We start from the raw sequence: 16937 nt of genomic DNA, 5'->3' as shown, positions 1-16937 counted from the left end.
GGACCCTTACCCGGAGAGCGCCACGCGGCGCGGTGGCAGGCATATTACCGCCACCATCGCCGTCCCATCGCCGTGGTGACCGCCGCCGCCACCGCACAAGCCGCACAAGAGGCAAAAGCGGCGCGGACGGCGCGGGCAGCGCCAGCGGATCAGGCGCCTCCAGGCGTCGGCATCGTGAACTCGGCGCCCTTGCCGATGCTGTCCGGCCAGCGCTGCATGATGCTCTTCTGGCGGGTATAGAAACGCACGCCTTCCTCGCCATAGGCGTGCATGTCGCCGAACAGCGACCGCTTCCAGCCGCCGAACCCCTGCCAGGCCATGGGCACCGGGATGGGCACGTTGATCCCCACCATGCCGACCTCGATGCGGCGGCCGAATTCGCGCGCCACCTGGCCGTCGCGGGTGAAGCACGCCACGCCGTTGCCGAACTCATGGGCGTTGATCAAGGCCACCGCCTCGGCAAGGTCCTTGACGTGCACGCAGCTGAGCACCGGCCCGAAGATCTCTTCCTTGTAGATACGCATCCGCGGCGTCACCTTGTCGAACAGGGTGGCGCCCATCCAGAAGCCCTTCTCGCAGCCGTCGCCGGCCTGCTTGGCATCGAAGCCCCGGCCGTCGACCAGCAGTTGCGCGCCTTCCTTCACGCCCTGTTCGATGTAGCCCGTGATGCGAGCATGCGCCGCGGCCGTGACGATGGGTCCCATTTCCGCGGCCCGGTCCTCGCCGTTGCGCACCTTCAAGGCCTTGGCGCGCTCGACCAGCATGGGGATCAGCTTGTCGCCGACGTCGCCCACCAGCATGGCCACGGACACCGCCATGCAGCGCTCGCCGGCCGAACCAAAGCCCGCGCCGATCAATGCATCGGCGGCCTGTTCGAGATCGGCGTCGGGCATCACCACCATGTGGTTCTTGGCGCCGCCCAGGGCCTGCACGCGCTTGCCGTGGCGGGCGCCGGTCTCGTAGATGTAATTGGCGATGGGCGTCGAACCGACGAAGGACACCGCCTTGACGTCCGGGTGTTCCAGCAGCGCGTTCACCGCATCCTTGTCGCCTTGCACCACGTTGAACACGCCATCCGGCAGCCCGGCCTGCTTGAGCAGCTCGCCCAGCAGCAGGGACGGCGACGGATCGATGGGACTGGGCTTGAGCACGAAGGTATTGCCGGTGGCCAGCGCCACGGGGAACATCCACATCGGCACCATCACCGGAAAGTTGAACGGCGTGATGCCGGCAACCACGCCCAGCGGCTGGCGCACCGTCCAGTTATCCAGGCCGCCGGCTACTTGTTCGGTGTAGTCGCCCTTGAGCAATTGCGGGATGCCGCAAGCGAATTCGACGATATCGATGCCGCGCGCCACTTCGCCCAGCGCGTCCTCGTAGACCTTGCCATGTTCGGCGGTGATCGCATGGGCCAGGCGCTCGCGGTTTTCCTGCAGAAGTTGCAGGAACTTGAACATGATGCGCGCGCGCCGCAGCGGCGGCGTGTCGGCCCAGGCCGGGAAGGCGGCGCGCGCGGCGGCCACGGCCGTGTCGACATCGGCCGGCGTCGCCAATGCGGCCTGCGCGCTCACCGCGCCGGTGGCCGGGTTGTACACGGGCAAACGGCCAGCGCCGGCGCCGGTCACGGCCTTGCCGTCGATCCAATGGCCAATGACCGGTGCCTGGGTGGGAGTATTGGTAGCCATGCTAGTCCTCCTGGTTCGTATCCTGTTGCGGCGTCCGGCCTGCGCGCGGAAGCGCCGTGTCCTGGGGCGATTACGTGGGATGCGCCATACAACATGTGTGACAGCGCCAGTCTAGGCAAGGGGGAAAAGCTTGATAAGTCAGCAAAATGTGATATTAGTGTTCGATATTTTGAACAATCATCGAAAGTGAAACACTGCCATGAGCGCCGACGCCATTGCCCCCCACGTCGCGGATATCTACCTGCTGACGGTCGTCAGCCAGACCCGCAGCTTCACCCAGGCCGCGCGCCGGCTGGGCATCTCCAAGGCCTCGGTCAGCGGCCGCATCCACGACCTGGAACGCAGCCTGGGCCTGCCCCTCGTGCGCCGCACCACGCGCTCGGTATCCATGACGGAGGCGGGCCAGTTGCTGGTGAGCGGCGCGCAGAACGCCTTCGGCGCGCTCTATGACAGCGTCAACGCCGCCCGCCAGACCATGGACCAGCCGCGCGGCCTGGTGCGCGTCAGCGCGCCCGTGGCCTTCGGGCGTCAGCACCTGGCGCCGCTGGTCACGCCTTTCCTGCAGGCCTATCCGGAAGTCACGCTTGAACTGGACCTCGCCGACCGCTTCGTCAACCTGGAAAACGAGGGCTTCGACCTGGCCGTGCGGCACGCCGACACGGTTCCCGAGTCCTATGTGGCGTGGCCCCTGCTGACCACCGAAGCCGGGCTGCTGGCCAGTCCGGACTACGTGGCGCGGCATGGGACGCCCACGCATCCCGACGACCTGGGCGGCCACATCTGCCTGCATTACCTGCGGCCGGGCGTCGCGGACATCTGGTCCTTCGTTCCGCGCGCGGAGGCCTGCGCGCGCATCGATGTTCCCATACGCGTACGCTTCCGCGCCAACAACAGCGAAGCCCTGCGCGACGCCGTGCGCGGCGGGCTGGGCATCGGCCTGCTGCCCGACTTCAGCGCGCTGGCCGGCACGGCGGACCTGGTGCCCATCCTGCCGGACTGGCGGGTCATCGGCTTCTTCGGACAGACCATCCACGCCCTGCGGCCATGGTCGGCGACCGTGCCGCCGGCGGTGCGCTGCCTGGTCGATTTCCTGCGCACGCACCTGCCGGCGCAAGTCCGCGGTATCGCGCCACCTAGGGATATCCCCGAATAAAAAATCATCACGCGAGCCGCGGCGAGCATGGATAATACGTTTCTGTATACAGAACTATCCGCACTTGATCCCAGCCGCCATGCAAGCTCCCGCCAACACGCCCGCCCAGGTCTATGCCCGCATCAAGGCCATGGCGACCACCTTTCGCCTGCGGCCTGGCGAGCGTGTCAACGAGGTCGAGCTGGCCAAGCGCCTGGGCGTCAGCCGCACGCCGGTGCGTGAGGCGCTGAACCGCATCGCCGCCGAGGGCTTCCTGGTGTCCACACCCAATCGCGGCTATTCGGCGCGGCCTCTGGACGCGCGGCAGATCCTCGACCTGTACGAATACCGCGCGACGGTCGAACTGGGCGTGGTGCGGCTGGTCTGCCGACGGGCTACCGACGAACAACTGCGCGAGCTGGCCGAGTTCACCGAACAGAACCGCGACACGCCGGAAACCGACGAACAGGCGCTGCACCTGCTGGAACGCGACGAAGCCTTCCACGAGCGCCTGGCGGCGCTGGCCGGCAACGAGGAATTCCTGCGCTCCGTGCGCTCGATCAACGAGCGCATCCGCTTCGCCCGCTGGCTGGACCTGAAGTCGCGCCGGCAGGACACGCGCAACGATCATCCCGACATCGTGCGCGCCCTGCAGGCGCGCGATCTCGCCCGCGTCGAAGCGCTGATGAACACACACATCAACCAGTACCAGGACCACGTCATCGCCCTGACCCGCGCCGGCTACGCGGAGATCTACATGGGCAATGCCCTCGCCGATTTCGCCGAGGCGCGGCTGCAAGCCTGACGCCTCTTTCGATCCACGCACCCTCTCTACCCACGGAGTCCCATGAAAGCCTGCTTCATCGATGCGAACCCGACGCTCAGCGCGGTCGCCGAACGCCTGCACCAGCCCGGCGACATGCCGCTGACCATCAACCGGCAGCCCGACATCACGCCCGACCAGATCCCCGGCGTGCTGGGCGATGCCGAGATCATGATCGTCGACCACACCCACTTCCCCATCGACATCGCGCGCAAGTGCAAGGCCCTGAAGCACGTGGTCTTCCTGGGCACCGGCCCGCGCTCGTACATGAATCCGGAGGAGCTGGCGGAGATCGGCATCAAGGTGCACATCATCAAGGGTTATGGCGACACCGCCGTGGCCGAGTGCGCATTCTCGCTGATGTGGACCGCCGCCAAGGGCTTCGCCCGCATGGATCGCGGCATGCGCGCCGGCAACTGGCTGCGTTCGGATGGCGTGCAACTGACCGGCAAGACGCTGGGCCTGGTGGGCTATGGCGGCATCGCCGCCGAAATGGCGCGCCTGGCGCGCGGCGCCGGCATGAAGGTCATTGCCTGGAACCGCACGCCGCGCAGCGCCGACGGCATCGAATTCGTATCGCTGGAAGAATTGCTGGCGCGCAGCCACGTGGTCTCCCTGCACCTGCTGCTGACCGATGAGACGCGCGGCATCATTTCGCGCGAGCGCATCGCCGCCATGCGCGACGGCGCCATCCTGGTCAACACCGCGCGCGGCGCGCTGGTCGATGAGCAAGCCATGATCGACGCGCTGCAGTCCGGCAAGCTGCTGCATGCGGGCCTGGACGTCTACGTCACCGAGCCCATGCCCGCCGATCACCCGCTGACCAGGATCGAAAACGTGACCCTGTCGGCGCATTCGGCCTTCCGCACGCCCGAAGCCAGCGACAACCTGATCCAGGCCGCCCTCAACCACGCCCGCCGCGAATCCGGCATGGGAACCCAGCAATGAGCCTAGCCATCACCCGCCTCGACCAGAACGCGCGCCGCTCGCGCGCCGTGATCCACAACGGCACCGTCTATCTCGCCGGCCACACCGCCGACGACCGCAGCCTGGACGTGGCCGGCCAGACCCGCCAGGTGCTGGCCAAGATCGACGAAATGCTGGCCGCATCCGGCACCGACAAGTCCAAGGCCTTGAACGTGACCATCTGGTTGTCCACCATGAAGGACTTCCAGGCCATGAACGAGGTCTACGACGCCTGGATCGTTCCCGGCCAGGCCCCGGCCCGCTGCTGCGGCGCGGTCGAACTGGCCGCGCCCGACATCCGTGTCGAAATCATGGTGACGGCGGCCTTGTAGTTTTCATCACGCGCGCCTGTCCGGCGCGCGTCTCCCACAGCGCAACACACAGAAGGGGAAAATCCATGCTGCGCTCGACATTCACGCTGCGCTCGTTCACTACCGCTGCCCTGGTCATGGCCGCCGCCCTCGCGCCGGCCGCCCATGCCGAAGACCCGGCCAAGTGGCCCACCCATGCCATTACCATCGTCGGCGGCTTTCCCGGCGGCGCCGGCACCGACCTCTACGCCCGCAAGCTGGGCGAAGCGCTCGGCAAGGAATTGGGCGTTCCCATCATCGCCGACAACCGCACGGGCGCGGGCGGTAACGTCGCCTCCGACGTCGTCGCGCGGGCGCCGGCCGACGGCTACACCTTCCTGCTCGGCACGGCCGGCACGCACGCCATCAACGCCGCGCTCTACAAGAGCCTGGCGTTCGATGTCGAAAAGGATTTCACGCACATCGCGCTGCTGGGAGACGTGCCCAACGTCTTGTTGGTCAATCCCAAGAAGCACCCCGAAATCAAGACCTGCGCCGACCTCATCGCCCAGGCCAAGGCCAAGCCGGGCGTCCTGAACTATGCGTCCACCGGCAACGGCGCGTCGGGCCACCTGGCCGGCGCCCAGTTCGCCCATGGCGCCGGCGTCCAGGTCACGCACGTCCCGTATCGCGGCCAGGGCCCGGCGATGACCGCCCTGCTCTCGGGCGAGGTCGACTTCTTCTTCAACCAGAGCGCGCCGTCCGTTCCCGCCGTCAAGTCGGGCCAGGTCGTCGCGCTGGGCGTGACGACCGCGCAGCGCATCAAGGCCTTGCCGGACGTTCCGACGGTGGCCGAGGCGTGCAACATCAAGGGTTACGAAAGCAGCACCTGGTACGGCCTGTTCGGCCCGGCCAAGCTGCCGCCGGAAATCCAGAAGAAGATGAGCGCGGCGGTGATCAAGATCATCACCACGCCCGACTTCCAGGCCTGGCTGACCGACCTGCAAGGCATCCAGCCGCCGGCCGATCCCAGCATCGCCGCCTTCGAACGCATCCACAAGGCCGACATCAAGCGGTGGGCCAACGTGGTGAAGATGTCCGGCGCGACGGTGGACTGAGCCATGTCCGGGCCGTGACGGTCGACGGCTATTTTGCCGCGGCCGTCGCGCGCTCGCCGCCGCCGGCGGCATCCTTCCTGGCGCTGCGACCCGCCCAATACCCGGCCAGCAGCGAGCCGGACAGGTTGTGCCACACCGAGAACAAGGCACCCGGCAACGCGGCCAAGGGGGTGAAGTACAGCTTGCCCAGGGTCGCAGCCAGGCCGGAATTCTGCATGCCGACTTCCATGGCCAGCGTGCGGCAGATGGCTTCGTCGAAACCCAGCAGGCGCCCGCCCCAATAACCGCCCAGCAGGCCCAGGCCGTTGTGCAGGATGACGCCCAGCGCGACGACCAGGCCCACCGAGGCGATGCTCTTCTGCGTGCCGCCGACCACGGCGGCAATGATCAACAGGATGGAGACCATCGATATCAGCGGCAGGATGGGCTCGATACGGCGCACGAACCCGGTGAACAGGTGATGGATCACCAGGCCCACGACGATGGGCAGGGCCACGATCTGCACGATACTCATCAACATGCCGTTCACGTCCACCGCGATCGACGCATCGACATACAGGCGCGTCAGCAGCGGCGTGGCGAAAATCCCCACGACCGTCGACAGCGCGCTGATCGTCACCGACAAGGCCACGTCGCCGCGGGCCAGATAGATCATCACGTTGGACGCCGTGCCGCTGGCCACGCTGCCCACCAGCACCATCCCGGTGGTCAGGTCCGGCGGCATCCGCAGCAGCTTGGCGATCAGCCACGCCGCCAGCGGCATGACCAGGTAATGCAGCACTATGCCCGCCACGACGGGCGCGGGGCGCGTGAACACACGCTTGAAATCGCCCAGCGACAGCGTCACGCCCATCGCCAGCATGATGATGGTCAACAGCGTGGTTACATACGGCGCGATACCGACGACGGAAGACGGCGAAAAATAGGCCAGCAGCGACGCCAGCACGGCCCATACGGGGAACAGTCGAGTGATAGGGGCAAGCACGTTGGAAATCCTGGATGCGCTCGCGCGACATGGCGCAATGCAGCCGCGCGGTCTCTTTAATGATTATGGGAAAGTGGCCGGCTCCGCGTGGGAAAGTGGCCAGGTCCGCGCCGCGCCTGCATCCTTGTGGGTTGCCGCGCCCGCGGTTGCTCGGGCGGGCCGTATTGTATGCGCGTGGGCGGCGAGAACCAGGGCGCGCGCTTACTCGTGCCTTAAAGCGCTCCCTACTGCCCCCCTGCTGCCCTATTGGCTGTTCGGACACACCGCCGCCGCGCGCGACACCGCGCGCCGCTGTGCCTGACCGCGCCGATGCTGCGCCACCGCGAGCAGTGACAGGCAGGCCATCACGCCCAGTTCCACGCCGATCACGCCTACCGACGCCGGCAGGTAGTCGCCCGACCCCGTATGCAGCAGATGGGTCAGCACCGCGCCATAGACCGCCGGCCCCAGGCCGAACGCCGCCTGCTGCACCGTCGACAGCGTGGCGCTGCCCGCCCCGGCCTGGGCGTGCGGCACCTCCGACAGGCCGATCCGGTAGAAACACGCCACGATGAAGGCCTGGCCGAACCCGATAGGCACCGAGGCCGGGATCAGGTTGAGGACCGACGGCGACGGCCAGACATGACGCAAGGTCACGATCATCAACACCAGTCCGGCCATCTGCACCAGGCAGCCGAACAGCAATACGGTCGCTTTTTCGAAACGGGCCACAGCCCGGCTGGTCAGTAACGATCCTACGAAATAGGACACGCCCATTACGATGAACGCATTGCCCGATTGCAGCGGCGACAGGTGCGCGCCGGATTGCAGGGTCAGCGCCATCACGAACATGAAGCCGCCCCAGCTGGAGAAGAACAGGATCGCGATGCCCAGCCCCGTGCGCACGCTGTTCAACCGCAGCAGGCTGGGCGGCAGCAAGGGGAAACCGCCCACCGCTTCCTGGCGGTTCTCCACGCGCCACAAGGCGTACAGCAGGGGCGGCACCGCACCCAGCGCCACGGCGCAAGGCCAGGGCCAGTGCAGCACCGGCCCCAGCGACACGGGCAGCAGCAGGCACAGGATAACCAGCGCCAGCAGCAGGGTTCCCGGCACGTCGATCGAGGCGGGGTGCGGCGACCGCGTCTCCGGCAGCAGGCGCGGCGCGAAAGCCGCGACCACCAGCCCGATAGGCAGGTTGACCAGGAAGACGTTGCGCCAGCCCAGCCCGCCCTCGCCCAGGGTGACCAGCAGGCCGCCCAGCACCTGCCCTATCACGAAGGCCAGTCCGCCGATGGCGCCGTACAGGCCCAGCGCGCGAGAATGCTCGCGGCCCTGCAGCCCGATGTGTATGGTCGCCAGGATTTGGGGCACCGCCAGCGCGGCCGCCATCCCTTGCAGGACACGGGCCGCCAGCAGAACCCAGACGGCGTTGGCCAGGCCGCACAGCGCCGAAGCCACCGTGAACAACACCACGCCCCAGGTGAATACGCGGCGCCGGCCATAGTTGTCGCCCAGGCGGCCGCCCATGGCCAGGCAAACGGCGAACGCAACGCCATAGACGGCCACGATCAGCTCCAGCTCCACCTCGCTGGCGTGCAAGGCATGCGCCATGGCATCCAGCGCGACATTGACGATGGAGAAGTCGATCATCGGCAGCAATTGGCCGGCGAGCAAAAGGTACAAACCCGCGCGTCCAAGGCGCGGGATGGAGGCGGCAGCGGTCATGGTGTAGGTGTCAGGCAGAAGACGGCTAACGAAACACCGCATATGGAACGGACCGCGGCAGGTCCGTGACAGCGGGGTCCCGGGGTTTGAGGGACGCAACGAACCTCTGCGTCATGCCGCGCATCTTACCTCCGGATGGTGCATTGCAGCGCGTACGGATGTGCATCCTGCTGAAGCAGAAATGCATCGTGGATGACCGGCTGGCTGCATAAAGGCATTACTTCGCCAGGGTCTTTCCGTGCCGTCCTGGAGGGCAGCGCTGGCCCCACGACCACGTCGTTCAGCCTCGCGACAGAAAACCTCTCTGCGAACCCCCCACGCCTGTCGCAAATGGTGGCCTGAAGTTACTCCCCCCTCCCCGCCCGCCGGCCTCAATATCGCCGTCAACGCGCCATGCGCGCGCCAGGAGACCGCCAGATGCCACGCGCAGTACGCAACACCCCGTTCAAGAGATCCCCACCAGGCCGTCCCGCCGCGACCACGATCATGCTGGCGTCCCTGCTGTTCGCCATGACGGGGACGGCAGCGGCCACCGATGCGCCCCCGCCATCCGACCCCGATCGCTGGCATGTCATCGTCAGCCCCTACCTTTGGGCGGCCTCTCTGCACGGCCATGCCGACGTGGCGGGTCGGCGCGCGGATTTCCGCGTCCCCTTCTCCACCATCTTCAGCGACCTCGACTTCACCTTCATGGGCAATATCGAGGCGACCAATGGACGCTACGGCTTCTATATCGACAATGTCTACACCAACCTGGGACAACGCGCTTCCGTCGACGGACTTTCCACGCATGCCAGGCTGCGCGCCAACTGGCTGACGGGCGGTGCCTACATACGCGCCTACGAGCAGCCGCTGGGCGGCACCACCCTCGCCGGCATGCCGCGCATCTTCGCCATCGAGCCCACGGCCGGCCTGCGCTGGACGTCCATGCACGGCACCATCGATACGCCGTTGGGCGACGGGTCCTCGCGCGTCAACTGGACCGATCCTTTCGTCGGCGTGCGGCTACAGGCCGACCTGGACGAACGCTGGAACCTGTCGGCCGAAGGCGACATCGGGGGGTTCGGCATCGGCTCGCGGCTCAGCGCCAACGGCCAGGTCTACCTCGGTTACCGCGTCAAGCTGTTCGGCTACGACACCATGCTGCGCGTCGGCTATCGCGCGCTGTATCAGGACTACCGCGAACATACCGATTACGGACGCGCCAAGTGGGCCAACACGATGCAAGGACCGGTGGCCGGCATCTCGATCCGGTTCTGATCCCGCCGCGCCCGGCATGACCAGATTTTTCCGATGGAACCCCGCGCCCGCCAGGCGCACAGTGCCGCGTGCCACCGCGCGGCAATCATGCAGGGATGCACGGTGCGCCCCTGAACCGTTGTCGAGGAGAGTCTGATGCCCGCCTTCCCATCCCAGCTTGCCGCGCATGCGCGGCGCCTCGCTGCGCGCGCGCGACCGCGCTGCCGGCGCATCGTCCGGCAACTGCCGCGCCGCCTGCGCGCCGCCCTGGTGCTCGTCCTGGCCGCGGCCATGATACTGGCGCCCCTCGAAGCCATCGCCTGCACCAGCTTCACCATCCGGACGCAGACCAAGGGCGTCATCTACGCGCGCACCATGGAATTCGGTTTTCCGCTGCAATCCCAAAGCATGTTCATCCCCCGCAAACAGGTGATCTCCGCCACCGGTACCGACGCGCACCCGGGCACCAAGTGGACCACCAAGTACGCGACGATAGGCATGAATGCCTTCGGCTTGAAATGCCTGAGCGACGGCATGAACGAGAAAGGCCTGGCCGGCGGCCTGCTGTACTTCCCTGACTATGCCTCCTACACGCCGGACGCGGACGCCGGCAACCGCCAGGTCATGGCGCCGTGGGACCTGCTGACCTGGGCACTGACCAATTTCGCCAACGTCGCCGAGGTCAAGGAAGCGCTGTCCCAGATCGTGGTGCTGGGCGTCAAGGAACCGCATCTCGGCTTCGTGCCTGGCGTGCACTACACCTTGCATGACGCCAGCGGCGCGTCCATCGTCATCGAACCCATCGACGGCAGGCTCAAGGTCTATGACAATCCCTATAGTGTCCTGACCAACTCGCCGCCCTTCGACTGGCACGAGATGAACCTGCGCAACTACGTCAAGTTGTCGCCCACCCAGGCGCCGCCGCGCGTGATCGCCGGCCAGACCATCAGGCCGCTGGGCGAAGGCTCGGGCCTGCTGGGCATCCCGGGAGACACGACGCCGCCGTCGCGCTTCATCCGCGCCCTTGGTTTTTCCCAGGCCGCCGTGCCGACCGAGCCCGGCCTGCCCAGCGTGCGGCTGGCCGAGCACATTCTCAACAACTTCGACATTCCCAAGGGTTGGGCGCAGGATCCCGCGCTGAAGGAAGCGTCCATCGAATACACGCAATGGAGCGTGGTCGCGGACCTGGAAAACCTGCGCTATTACCTGAAGACCTATGAGGATCCCACCTTGCGCGAGCTGGATTTCAAGCAGTTGGATCCCGACGGCAAGGACATCCTGCTGGGACCGCTGCACCCGGCGGTAACGCCCCCGGTCACGCCGCTGCCGGACAAGATGGCGGCAAGGTAGGGTACCGATCATCCCAAGCGCATCGCAGGCGCGCGCGCGTCAGGGGCCGATCAGGGGCGCATCAGGGTCACGGACGCGCGCTATCATGGTAGCGACCCCGCCGCGCCACGGTTCCGTGGCGCCTCCATGATTCCCGACGATAGGGAGCGCCATGAACGACACCGCCCGCGCAGGTGAAGACCTCTGCCTGCTGGTCCTGAACTGCGGCTCGTCCAGCATCAAATTCGCGCTGTTCGACGGCCATGAGGATCCGCCCCCGCGGCGCCCGTTCTGGCGCGGCCAGGTGGCGGGCATCGGCGGCCCCCATCCCACCTACACGGAGGACGGCGGCGTCGCCGAAGCCGTGCCGCTCGATGGCAAGGAGACGCCGCACCATGCGGCGCTAGAACACATCCGCGCCCACACGCGCAAGCGGCTGGCGGGCCGGCGGCTGCGCGCCGTGGCCCATCGGGTCGTGCACGGGGGCAGCAAGTACAGCGAACCCGTCCTGGTCGACGCCGCCGTGCTCGCGGACCTCAAGAGCTATATCCCGCTGGCCCCGCTGCACCAGCCCTTCGCGCTGGAAGCCATGGACGTCCTGCTGGCCAACCTGCCCGACTGCGCCCAGGTCGCCTGCTTCGACACGGGATTTCATCACACGCTACCGCTGGTCGAGCGCATGCTGGCCCTGCCTTATTCCGCCTATGAGCGCGGTCTGCGCCGCTACGGCTTTCATGGCCTCTCGTACGAGTACATGTCGGTCGCGCTGGCCGAACGCCATGGCGATCGCGCACGCGGCCGCACCGTGGTCGCGCACCTGGGCAGCGGCGCCAGCCTGTGCGGCATGCACGAGCTGCGCAGCGTCGCCACGACTATGGGATTCTCCGCGCTGGACGGGCTGATGATGAGCACCCGCTGCGGCGCACTGGATCCGGGCGCCGTGATCTACCTGATGGAAATCGAGAAACTGACGCTGGAAGAGGTCGGCCGCGTGCTGTATCACGAATCCGGACTGCTGGGCGTCTCGGGCGTTTCCGGCGATACGCGCGAACTGCTGGCGCGGGAACGCGAAGACGGCGAGGCGGGCGAGCGCATCCGCGCGGCGCTCGCCCTTTACGTGCGGCGCATCGTGCGCGAGATCGGGGCGCTGGCCGCCGTGCTGGGCGGGCTGGACATGCTGGTCTTCACCGCCGGCGTGGGCGAGCATAGCGCGGCTATCCGCAGCCGGGTGTGCCGGGATCTCGCCTACCTGGGCGTGGCCCTGGACGAAGCCGCCAACGAACGCGACGACGCCGTCATCGCCGGCCCCGGCAGCCGCGTGCTGGTGGGCGTTGAGCCCACCAACGAGGAATGGATCGCGGCGCGCCAGGCAATGGCCGTGACCGCGAGGGCCGGCACGTAGGGCGCTGAACGTGGAAGCGCTGAACGTGATGCACCGAACGTGGTGCACACCGAACGTGGTGCCCCGCATGGTGCGCCGCGCGTTGAGCGTCCAGTGTAGAGCGTAGAGCACCACACGCAGAGGTCGCCGCATGCAAGGCACCGCCGCGCCGCTGTCGCTTGCCAGCCGGCGTTAGGCGGTCTTGTCGGCCCTGGCTAAATGCTGTGCGGATGCCCGCGGCGCCACCGCACTAGCGGCGCTAACGGCACCCGCGGCACTCGCCGAAACCGGCACGGGCATGGCCACGACCTGGGCCGGCTTGGCCGCCGCCTTGGCGCACCAGCGGCTGGCGCACGCCGACCCGGCCACCGCCAGCACCACGGGCACGAGCATGTCGTGGTCCATGCGGGTGAACTCGGCCAGCAGCACGATGGCCGTCAGGGGCATGCTCATGGACGATGCCAGGAAGGCCGTGGCGCCGACGATGGCGTAGGCGCCCAGCGGCACCGCGCCGAACACGCCAGGCAGCAGCTGGTTGCACAGCCCGCCGGCGATGAACGCCAGCAGCGCGCCATTGGTCAGGCCCGGCGTCAGCAGCCCGCCTTCGGCGCCGGCGCGCAGGGTGGAGGCTTCGATCGCCACCTTCAGCACCAGCAGCAGCGCGGCCACGCCCACCGTCAGTTCACCATCGAAGGACAAGGAGGCCGCTCCCTTGCCGTTGCCCAGCAGCTGAGGCAGGTATACGGCCAGCAACCCGATGACCGTGAAATTCAGCAGCGACAGCGCCGCCAGGCGCCAGCCCCGCGCCGCGCGCGCGCGCGCCGCCCCGGTCAGCCGCGCGAAGCCATGCGCCGCCACCCCGAACAGGGGCCCCAGCACCAGGGCCCATGCGACCAGCGCGGGCGTGACCGCCATGTGCGGCACGAGATACTGCGACTCCGCGCCCAACCCCCACCACGCGACCCAGGCCGCCAAGGCCGAGCTGGCCATCGCCATCGCCGCGACGGGCCAGCTGAAGGCGCCCACCAGCACTTCCAGCACGAAGACGGCGCCGCCCAGCGGCACGTTGTAGACCGCCGCCAGTCCGGCGCCGGCGCCGCAGGCGACCAACAGCCGCCGGTACTCCACCGTCAGGCCCGTCCAACGCGCAAGATAGCCCGCCAGCAGCGCGCCGATCTCGCGTGGCGCTACTTCGCGGCCCAGCGGCGATCCCAATGCCACGGTGACGATCTGCAGCAAGGCATGGGCAAGCGTGGCGCCGCCGGGCATGGCGGGCGCGCCCGGGCCCGCGGCCTGCTTGACGCTGACCAGCTTGCGGCCATGGTGATAGACCGCCCACCAGCCCAGCCCGGCCACCAGGCCGCAGCCCGCGAGCACCAGCACGCGGCGCATGCCGCCGGCCATCGTGACGCCTTGCAGGAAGCTGGCGTGCGCGGAGGCGCTGTCCGCGCCATAGCCATAGGCCAGGTGCTGGACCAGATGCAGCAGCAGCGCCAGCAACATGCCGCCCAGGCCGGCGGCCACACCGGTCGACAGCGTGGCGACGACCAGCGCGGTCACGGCCGGACGCGTTTCCGGCATGGATGGGGATGGGGATGGGGATGGGGAGGATTTTTCGACAGGCATGAACTCGTGCGCGCATTCGAGCGCGATCGAAGCGGCCGTTTCGGCCCTTGCCTGCCACTAGAACAGCAAGGCGGCAACGTCGTCAATGCCGGCAAGCCGCCTGCCTGGCCGCCGCTTGCTGAAGGCTTGCGGAAGGCTTCCAAACGCGGAGGATACGTCAAGGCCGTGTCGGCACGACCTGACGGAACACTGACGTGAAGCCGGCGGCAACGCCGCTGCGCGGCGGAAATACAACGCCGCTTTAAGCCGCGTCGACCGCCTTGAGTATGCGTCCGAACAAGCCGTCGGCATGCTCGGATTGCAGCCAGCGCACGATGACCACCATGCGCCGCTCCGGCTCGATCCAGGTAAAGGAACTGCCCGCGCCGACGCCGAAGAAGCTCGACTCCGGCACGCTGGGGAAAACCTTGCCCTGGTGGTTGAGCCAGATGAGGAAGCCATAATAAGGCGCCAGCGCGGTCGGCTGCCGCATGGCCTCTATCCAGGCCGACGAGAGGACCTGGCGGCCATCGTTGGCCTTGCCGCCGTTCAGCAGCATCTGCCCGATCAAGGCCTGGTCGCGGCTGCCGATGGACATGCCGCCGCCCCAATGCGAACCGCCCGGCACCGACGGCATGCGTTTGCCGTCGATGTCCACCCAGGCATTGTCGTAGCCGACCCAGCGCCAGTTCTCGCTGGCGCCGATGGGACGCGTGATGGCCTCGCGGAACACGTCCGGCAAGGGCTGGCGGAAGAGGTGCAGCAAGGCGTAGGAAAGCTGGTTGATGCGAACGTCGTTGTATTCCCAATACGTCCCGGGCGCCTGCAGGGGACGCGCGTCGCCCTTCTTGCCGTTGGGCGGCACGCCGAAGCTGACCGCGCGATAGCGGTCGGCCTGGTCCGAGATGCCGAAGCGTTCGCCCTCCCACTCACTGGTCTGGGTCAACAGATGGCGCCACGTGATGGGCGCGTTGTGTTCGCTGTCGAAGCCTATGCCCTTGAGGCGCTTGACCACGGGCTCGTCCACGTCGGGCAAGAGGCCGCGATCGTGGGCGACGCCCGCCAGCAGCGCCAGATACATCTTGGCCACGCTGAAGGTCAGGTCGGCGCGATCCGGTTCGCCCCAGCTGGCCAGGGTCTTGCCGTCGACCACCACGACGCCCGAGACCGGTCCCCGGTCATGCAGCGGGCCATACGCGCGGTTCCAGGGCGGCGGATCGTTCTGGTGCACGCCGAACTTGCCGCTGACGCTGCGGTCCCACAAGGACTCGTGGTCGTTGGCGAACTGTATGGCTTGCTGCATGAGGGTCTGGTCCATCGGGCTACCTTCCTTGTGCTGGCCGGCTTGGCCAGGAGACGTCGCGACGAGGAAGGATTGTAGGGCAGACCCCGCCGCGCGGGGGCCCGATGCATCAGGGTTTACGCGAGGTCTACGCAAACGCGCTTACGCCGACGATACGCCGCTCAGCGCGGCGGACGCTGCGGGAAGCTGCGATCGAAGATACCTTCGGCGATGCGGTTCTTGAGGATTTCGATCGAGCCGCCGGCGATCATCCAGCCACGGCAACGACGCACGCAATACTCGACCAGCGACTCGCGGCTGTAGCCCATCCCGCCCAGCACCTGCAAGGCATCGTTGGCCACGTCGAAGCCGACCTGGTTGCAATAGGCCTTGGCGATGGCCGTCTCGGTGGCGGACGGGAAGCCCGAATCGGCATTGGTGGCGGCCCGATACAGCAGCAGCTGCGCGGCATCCAGCTTGATGCGCATGTCGGCGAATTTCCACTGCAAGCCCTGGAATTCACACAGCAGGCGGCCGAACTGCTTGCGCTGCAGGGCCCACTCGCGCGCCTCTTCGTATGCATAACGGCCCAGGGCCAGGGAGCGCGCCGTATTGCCGATGCGCTCTACATTGAAGCCGGCGATCTGCTTCTTGAAGCCGCCCTCGCCCAGCACCACCATTTCATCGGGAATGTAGACATTGTCGAAGAAGATCTCCACCCACTCCTCGTCCGACATGAAGGCGGACCGCTTGCCCAGGCGCACGCCCTCCGCCTTGGTGTCGATCAGCACCGACCCGATGCCGCCGGTGCCCGGGCCGAAGCGCACATACGCCAGGATGACCGTCGCATGCGGGCCGTGGGTGGTGAAGATCTTGGTGCCGTTGATGCGCCAACCCTTGCCATCGCGCGTTGCGGCGGTCTTCAACTCCGTCACGGCGGATCCGGCATCGGGTTCGGTCATGCCGACCGCGATCAGGGCCTGGCCGGCCAGCAGCGGCTTGAGGAAGCGTTCCTTCTGATCGGCGGTGCCGTATTCGGCCAGCACGCGAATGGCGCCGAAGTTGCCTGCCTGCACCACGTCGGCGCTGCGCGGGCACACCGAGGCCACGGTCTCGATGGCGACGACCGCGTCCATCAGCGTGCCGCCTATGCCGCCGTCCTCCGGCTTCATGGTGATGCCCAGCAGGCCTTGCCCGGCCATTTTGCGGGCGACATCCCAGGGGTAGGACTGGGCATGCGCGCGTTCGCGCGCGCCGGCCTTCAGCTCGCCCTCGGCGAAGCGGCGCACCGCGGTCTGGAAGTCCTGTTGTTCGGGAGTCAGTTTGAAGTCCATCTTGTATGTCCTGGTGAGGAGGTTTTCTTGCGCGCCGGGTCAAGGGCGCTACAGGTATTCACGT

At 67.5% G+C, this 16937-nt stretch carries 14 protein-coding genes; 8 read left to right on the top strand and 6 right to left on the bottom strand.

The genetic code is table 11. The features are described from left to right. Positions 1-149: 149 nt before the first annotated feature. The gene (locus C7R54_RS10325) at positions 150-1685 is read right to left on the bottom strand and encodes a CoA-acylating methylmalonate-semialdehyde dehydrogenase (protein ID WP_129150107.1); all 1536 of its coding nucleotides are present in this window, start codon (positions 1683-1685) and stop codon (positions 150-152) included. 199 nt (positions 1686-1884) lie between these two features. On the opposite strand from C7R54_RS10325, the gene C7R54_RS10320 reads away from it, so the two are divergent. From C7R54_RS10320 to C7R54_RS10300, 5 genes are all read left to right on the top strand, one after another. Beyond that, on the top strand, positions 1885-2838 hold the full coding sequence (locus C7R54_RS10320; RefSeq protein WP_129150105.1) for a LysR family transcriptional regulator: 954 nt from the start codon (positions 1885-1887) through the stop codon (positions 2836-2838). A 79-nt stretch (positions 2839-2917) separates the two neighbouring features. Beyond that, the gene (locus tag C7R54_RS10315; RefSeq protein WP_129150104.1) at positions 2918-3622 is read left to right on the top strand and encodes a GntR family transcriptional regulator; all 705 of its coding nucleotides are present in this window, start codon (positions 2918-2920) and stop codon (positions 3620-3622) included. 42 nt (positions 3623-3664) lie between these two features. Next, positions 3665-4588 carry an NAD(P)-dependent oxidoreductase gene (locus C7R54_RS10310; RefSeq protein ID WP_129150102.1) on the top strand — a complete coding sequence of 308 codons (924 nt, stop codon included), beginning with the start codon at positions 3665-3667 and terminating at the stop codon, positions 4586-4588. Next, the gene (locus C7R54_RS10305) at positions 4585-4938 is read left to right on the top strand and encodes a RidA family protein (RefSeq protein ID WP_129150100.1); all 354 of its coding nucleotides are present in this window, start codon (positions 4585-4587) and stop codon (positions 4936-4938) included. The genes C7R54_RS10310 and C7R54_RS10305 overlap by 4 nt, the downstream gene beginning before the upstream one ends. 65 nt (positions 4939-5003) lie before the next feature. Further along, positions 5004-6014 (top strand): Bug family tripartite tricarboxylate transporter substrate binding protein, encoded by a 1011-nt coding sequence (locus C7R54_RS10300; protein WP_129150098.1) that lies wholly within the window; start codon positions 5004-5006, stop codon positions 6012-6014. A 28-nt stretch (positions 6015-6042) separates the two neighbouring features. Here C7R54_RS10300 and panS read toward each other — a convergent pair whose 3' ends face one another. Continuing rightward, complete coding sequence (gene panS, locus C7R54_RS10295) at positions 6043-6999, bottom strand: ketopantoate/pantoate/pantothenate transporter PanS (protein ID WP_129150096.1); 957 nt, start codon at positions 6997-6999, stop codon at positions 6043-6045. A gap of 243 nt (positions 7000-7242) precedes the next feature. Beyond that, the gene (locus C7R54_RS10290; protein ID WP_129150094.1) at positions 7243-8703 is read right to left on the bottom strand and encodes an MFS transporter; all 1461 of its coding nucleotides are present in this window, start codon (positions 8701-8703) and stop codon (positions 7243-7245) included. A gap of 417 nt (positions 8704-9120) precedes the next feature. Here C7R54_RS10290 and C7R54_RS10285 point away from each other — a divergent pair, with 417 nt between their 5' ends. The 3 genes from C7R54_RS10285 (at position 9121) to C7R54_RS10275 (ending at position 12673) form a co-directional block, all read left to right on the top strand. Continuing rightward, positions 9121-9963, top strand: coding sequence for a hypothetical protein (locus tag C7R54_RS10285; protein ID WP_129150093.1), 843 nt, complete (start codon positions 9121-9123; stop codon positions 9961-9963). A 135-nt stretch (positions 9964-10098) separates the two neighbouring features. After that, on the top strand, positions 10099-11292 hold the full coding sequence (locus C7R54_RS10280; RefSeq protein ID WP_129150092.1) for a linear amide C-N hydrolase: 1194 nt from the start codon (positions 10099-10101) through the stop codon (positions 11290-11292). Positions 11293-11443: 151 nt separating this feature from the next. Beyond that, complete coding sequence (locus C7R54_RS10275; protein ID WP_129150090.1) at positions 11444-12673, top strand: acetate/propionate family kinase; 1230 nt, start codon at positions 11444-11446, stop codon at positions 12671-12673. 171 nt (positions 12674-12844) lie between these two features. On the opposite strand, the gene C7R54_RS10270 is transcribed toward C7R54_RS10275, so the two are convergent. The 3 genes from C7R54_RS10270 to C7R54_RS10260 form a co-directional block, all read right to left on the bottom strand. Beyond that, complete coding sequence (locus C7R54_RS10270; RefSeq protein WP_129150089.1) at positions 12845-14233, bottom strand: chloride channel protein; 1389 nt, start codon at positions 14231-14233, stop codon at positions 12845-12847. Between the two features lie 286 nt (positions 14234-14519). Then, entirely contained in the window at positions 14520-15575 is a 1056-nt protein-coding gene (locus tag C7R54_RS10265) for a serine hydrolase domain-containing protein (protein ID WP_129150087.1), read from the bottom strand. Positions 15576-15721: 146 nt separating this feature from the next. Then, positions 15722-16873 (bottom strand): acyl-CoA dehydrogenase family protein, encoded by a 1152-nt coding sequence (locus tag C7R54_RS10260; protein WP_129150085.1) that lies wholly within the window; start codon positions 16871-16873, stop codon positions 15722-15724. Positions 16874-16937 lie beyond the last annotated feature (64 nt).

Source organism: Achromobacter aloeverae (assembly GCF_004121055.1).
GTDB lineage: Bacteria > Pseudomonadota > Gammaproteobacteria > Burkholderiales > Burkholderiaceae_B > Bordetella_C > Bordetella_C aloeverae.
The sequence above is the reverse complement of the archived record's forward strand: the minus strand, read 5'-3'. Positions and strand labels throughout refer to the sequence as shown.

What these genes read in the sequence shown, in the direction of transcription:
- C7R54_RS10325 (WP_129150107.1), bottom strand. Translation starts at nt 1,685, where the DNA reads ATGGCTACCAATACTCCCACCCAGGCACCGGTCATTGGCCATTGGATC.
- C7R54_RS10320 (WP_129150105.1), top strand. Translation starts at nt 1,885, where the DNA reads ATGAGCGCCGACGCCATTGCCCCCCACGTCGCGGATATCTACCTGCTG.
- C7R54_RS10315 (WP_129150104.1), top strand. Translation starts at nt 2,918, where the DNA reads ATGCAAGCTCCCGCCAACACGCCCGCCCAGGTCTATGCCCGCATCAAG.
- C7R54_RS10310 (WP_129150102.1), top strand. Translation starts at nt 3,665, where the DNA reads ATGAAAGCCTGCTTCATCGATGCGAACCCGACGCTCAGCGCGGTCGCC.
- C7R54_RS10305 (WP_129150100.1), top strand. Translation starts at nt 4,585, where the DNA reads ATGAGCCTAGCCATCACCCGCCTCGACCAGAACGCGCGCCGCTCGCGC.
- C7R54_RS10300 (WP_129150098.1), top strand. Translation starts at nt 5,004, where the DNA reads ATGCTGCGCTCGACATTCACGCTGCGCTCGTTCACTACCGCTGCCCTG.
- C7R54_RS10290 (WP_129150094.1), bottom strand. Translation starts at nt 8,703, where the DNA reads ATGACCGCTGCCGCCTCCATCCCGCGCCTTGGACGCGCGGGTTTGTAC.
- C7R54_RS10285 (WP_129150093.1), top strand. Translation starts at nt 9,121, where the DNA reads ATGCCACGCGCAGTACGCAACACCCCGTTCAAGAGATCCCCACCAGGC.
- C7R54_RS10280 (WP_129150092.1), top strand. Translation starts at nt 10,099, where the DNA reads ATGCCCGCCTTCCCATCCCAGCTTGCCGCGCATGCGCGGCGCCTCGCT.
- C7R54_RS10275 (WP_129150090.1), top strand. Translation starts at nt 11,444, where the DNA reads ATGAACGACACCGCCCGCGCAGGTGAAGACCTCTGCCTGCTGGTCCTG.
- C7R54_RS10270 (WP_129150089.1), bottom strand. Translation starts at nt 14,233, where the DNA reads ATGCCGGAAACGCGTCCGGCCGTGACCGCGCTGGTCGTCGCCACGCTG.
- C7R54_RS10265 (WP_129150087.1), bottom strand. Translation starts at nt 15,575, where the DNA reads ATGGACCAGACCCTCATGCAGCAAGCCATACAGTTCGCCAACGACCAC.
- C7R54_RS10260 (WP_129150085.1), bottom strand. Translation starts at nt 16,873, where the DNA reads ATGGACTTCAAACTGACTCCCGAACAACAGGACTTCCAGACCGCGGTG.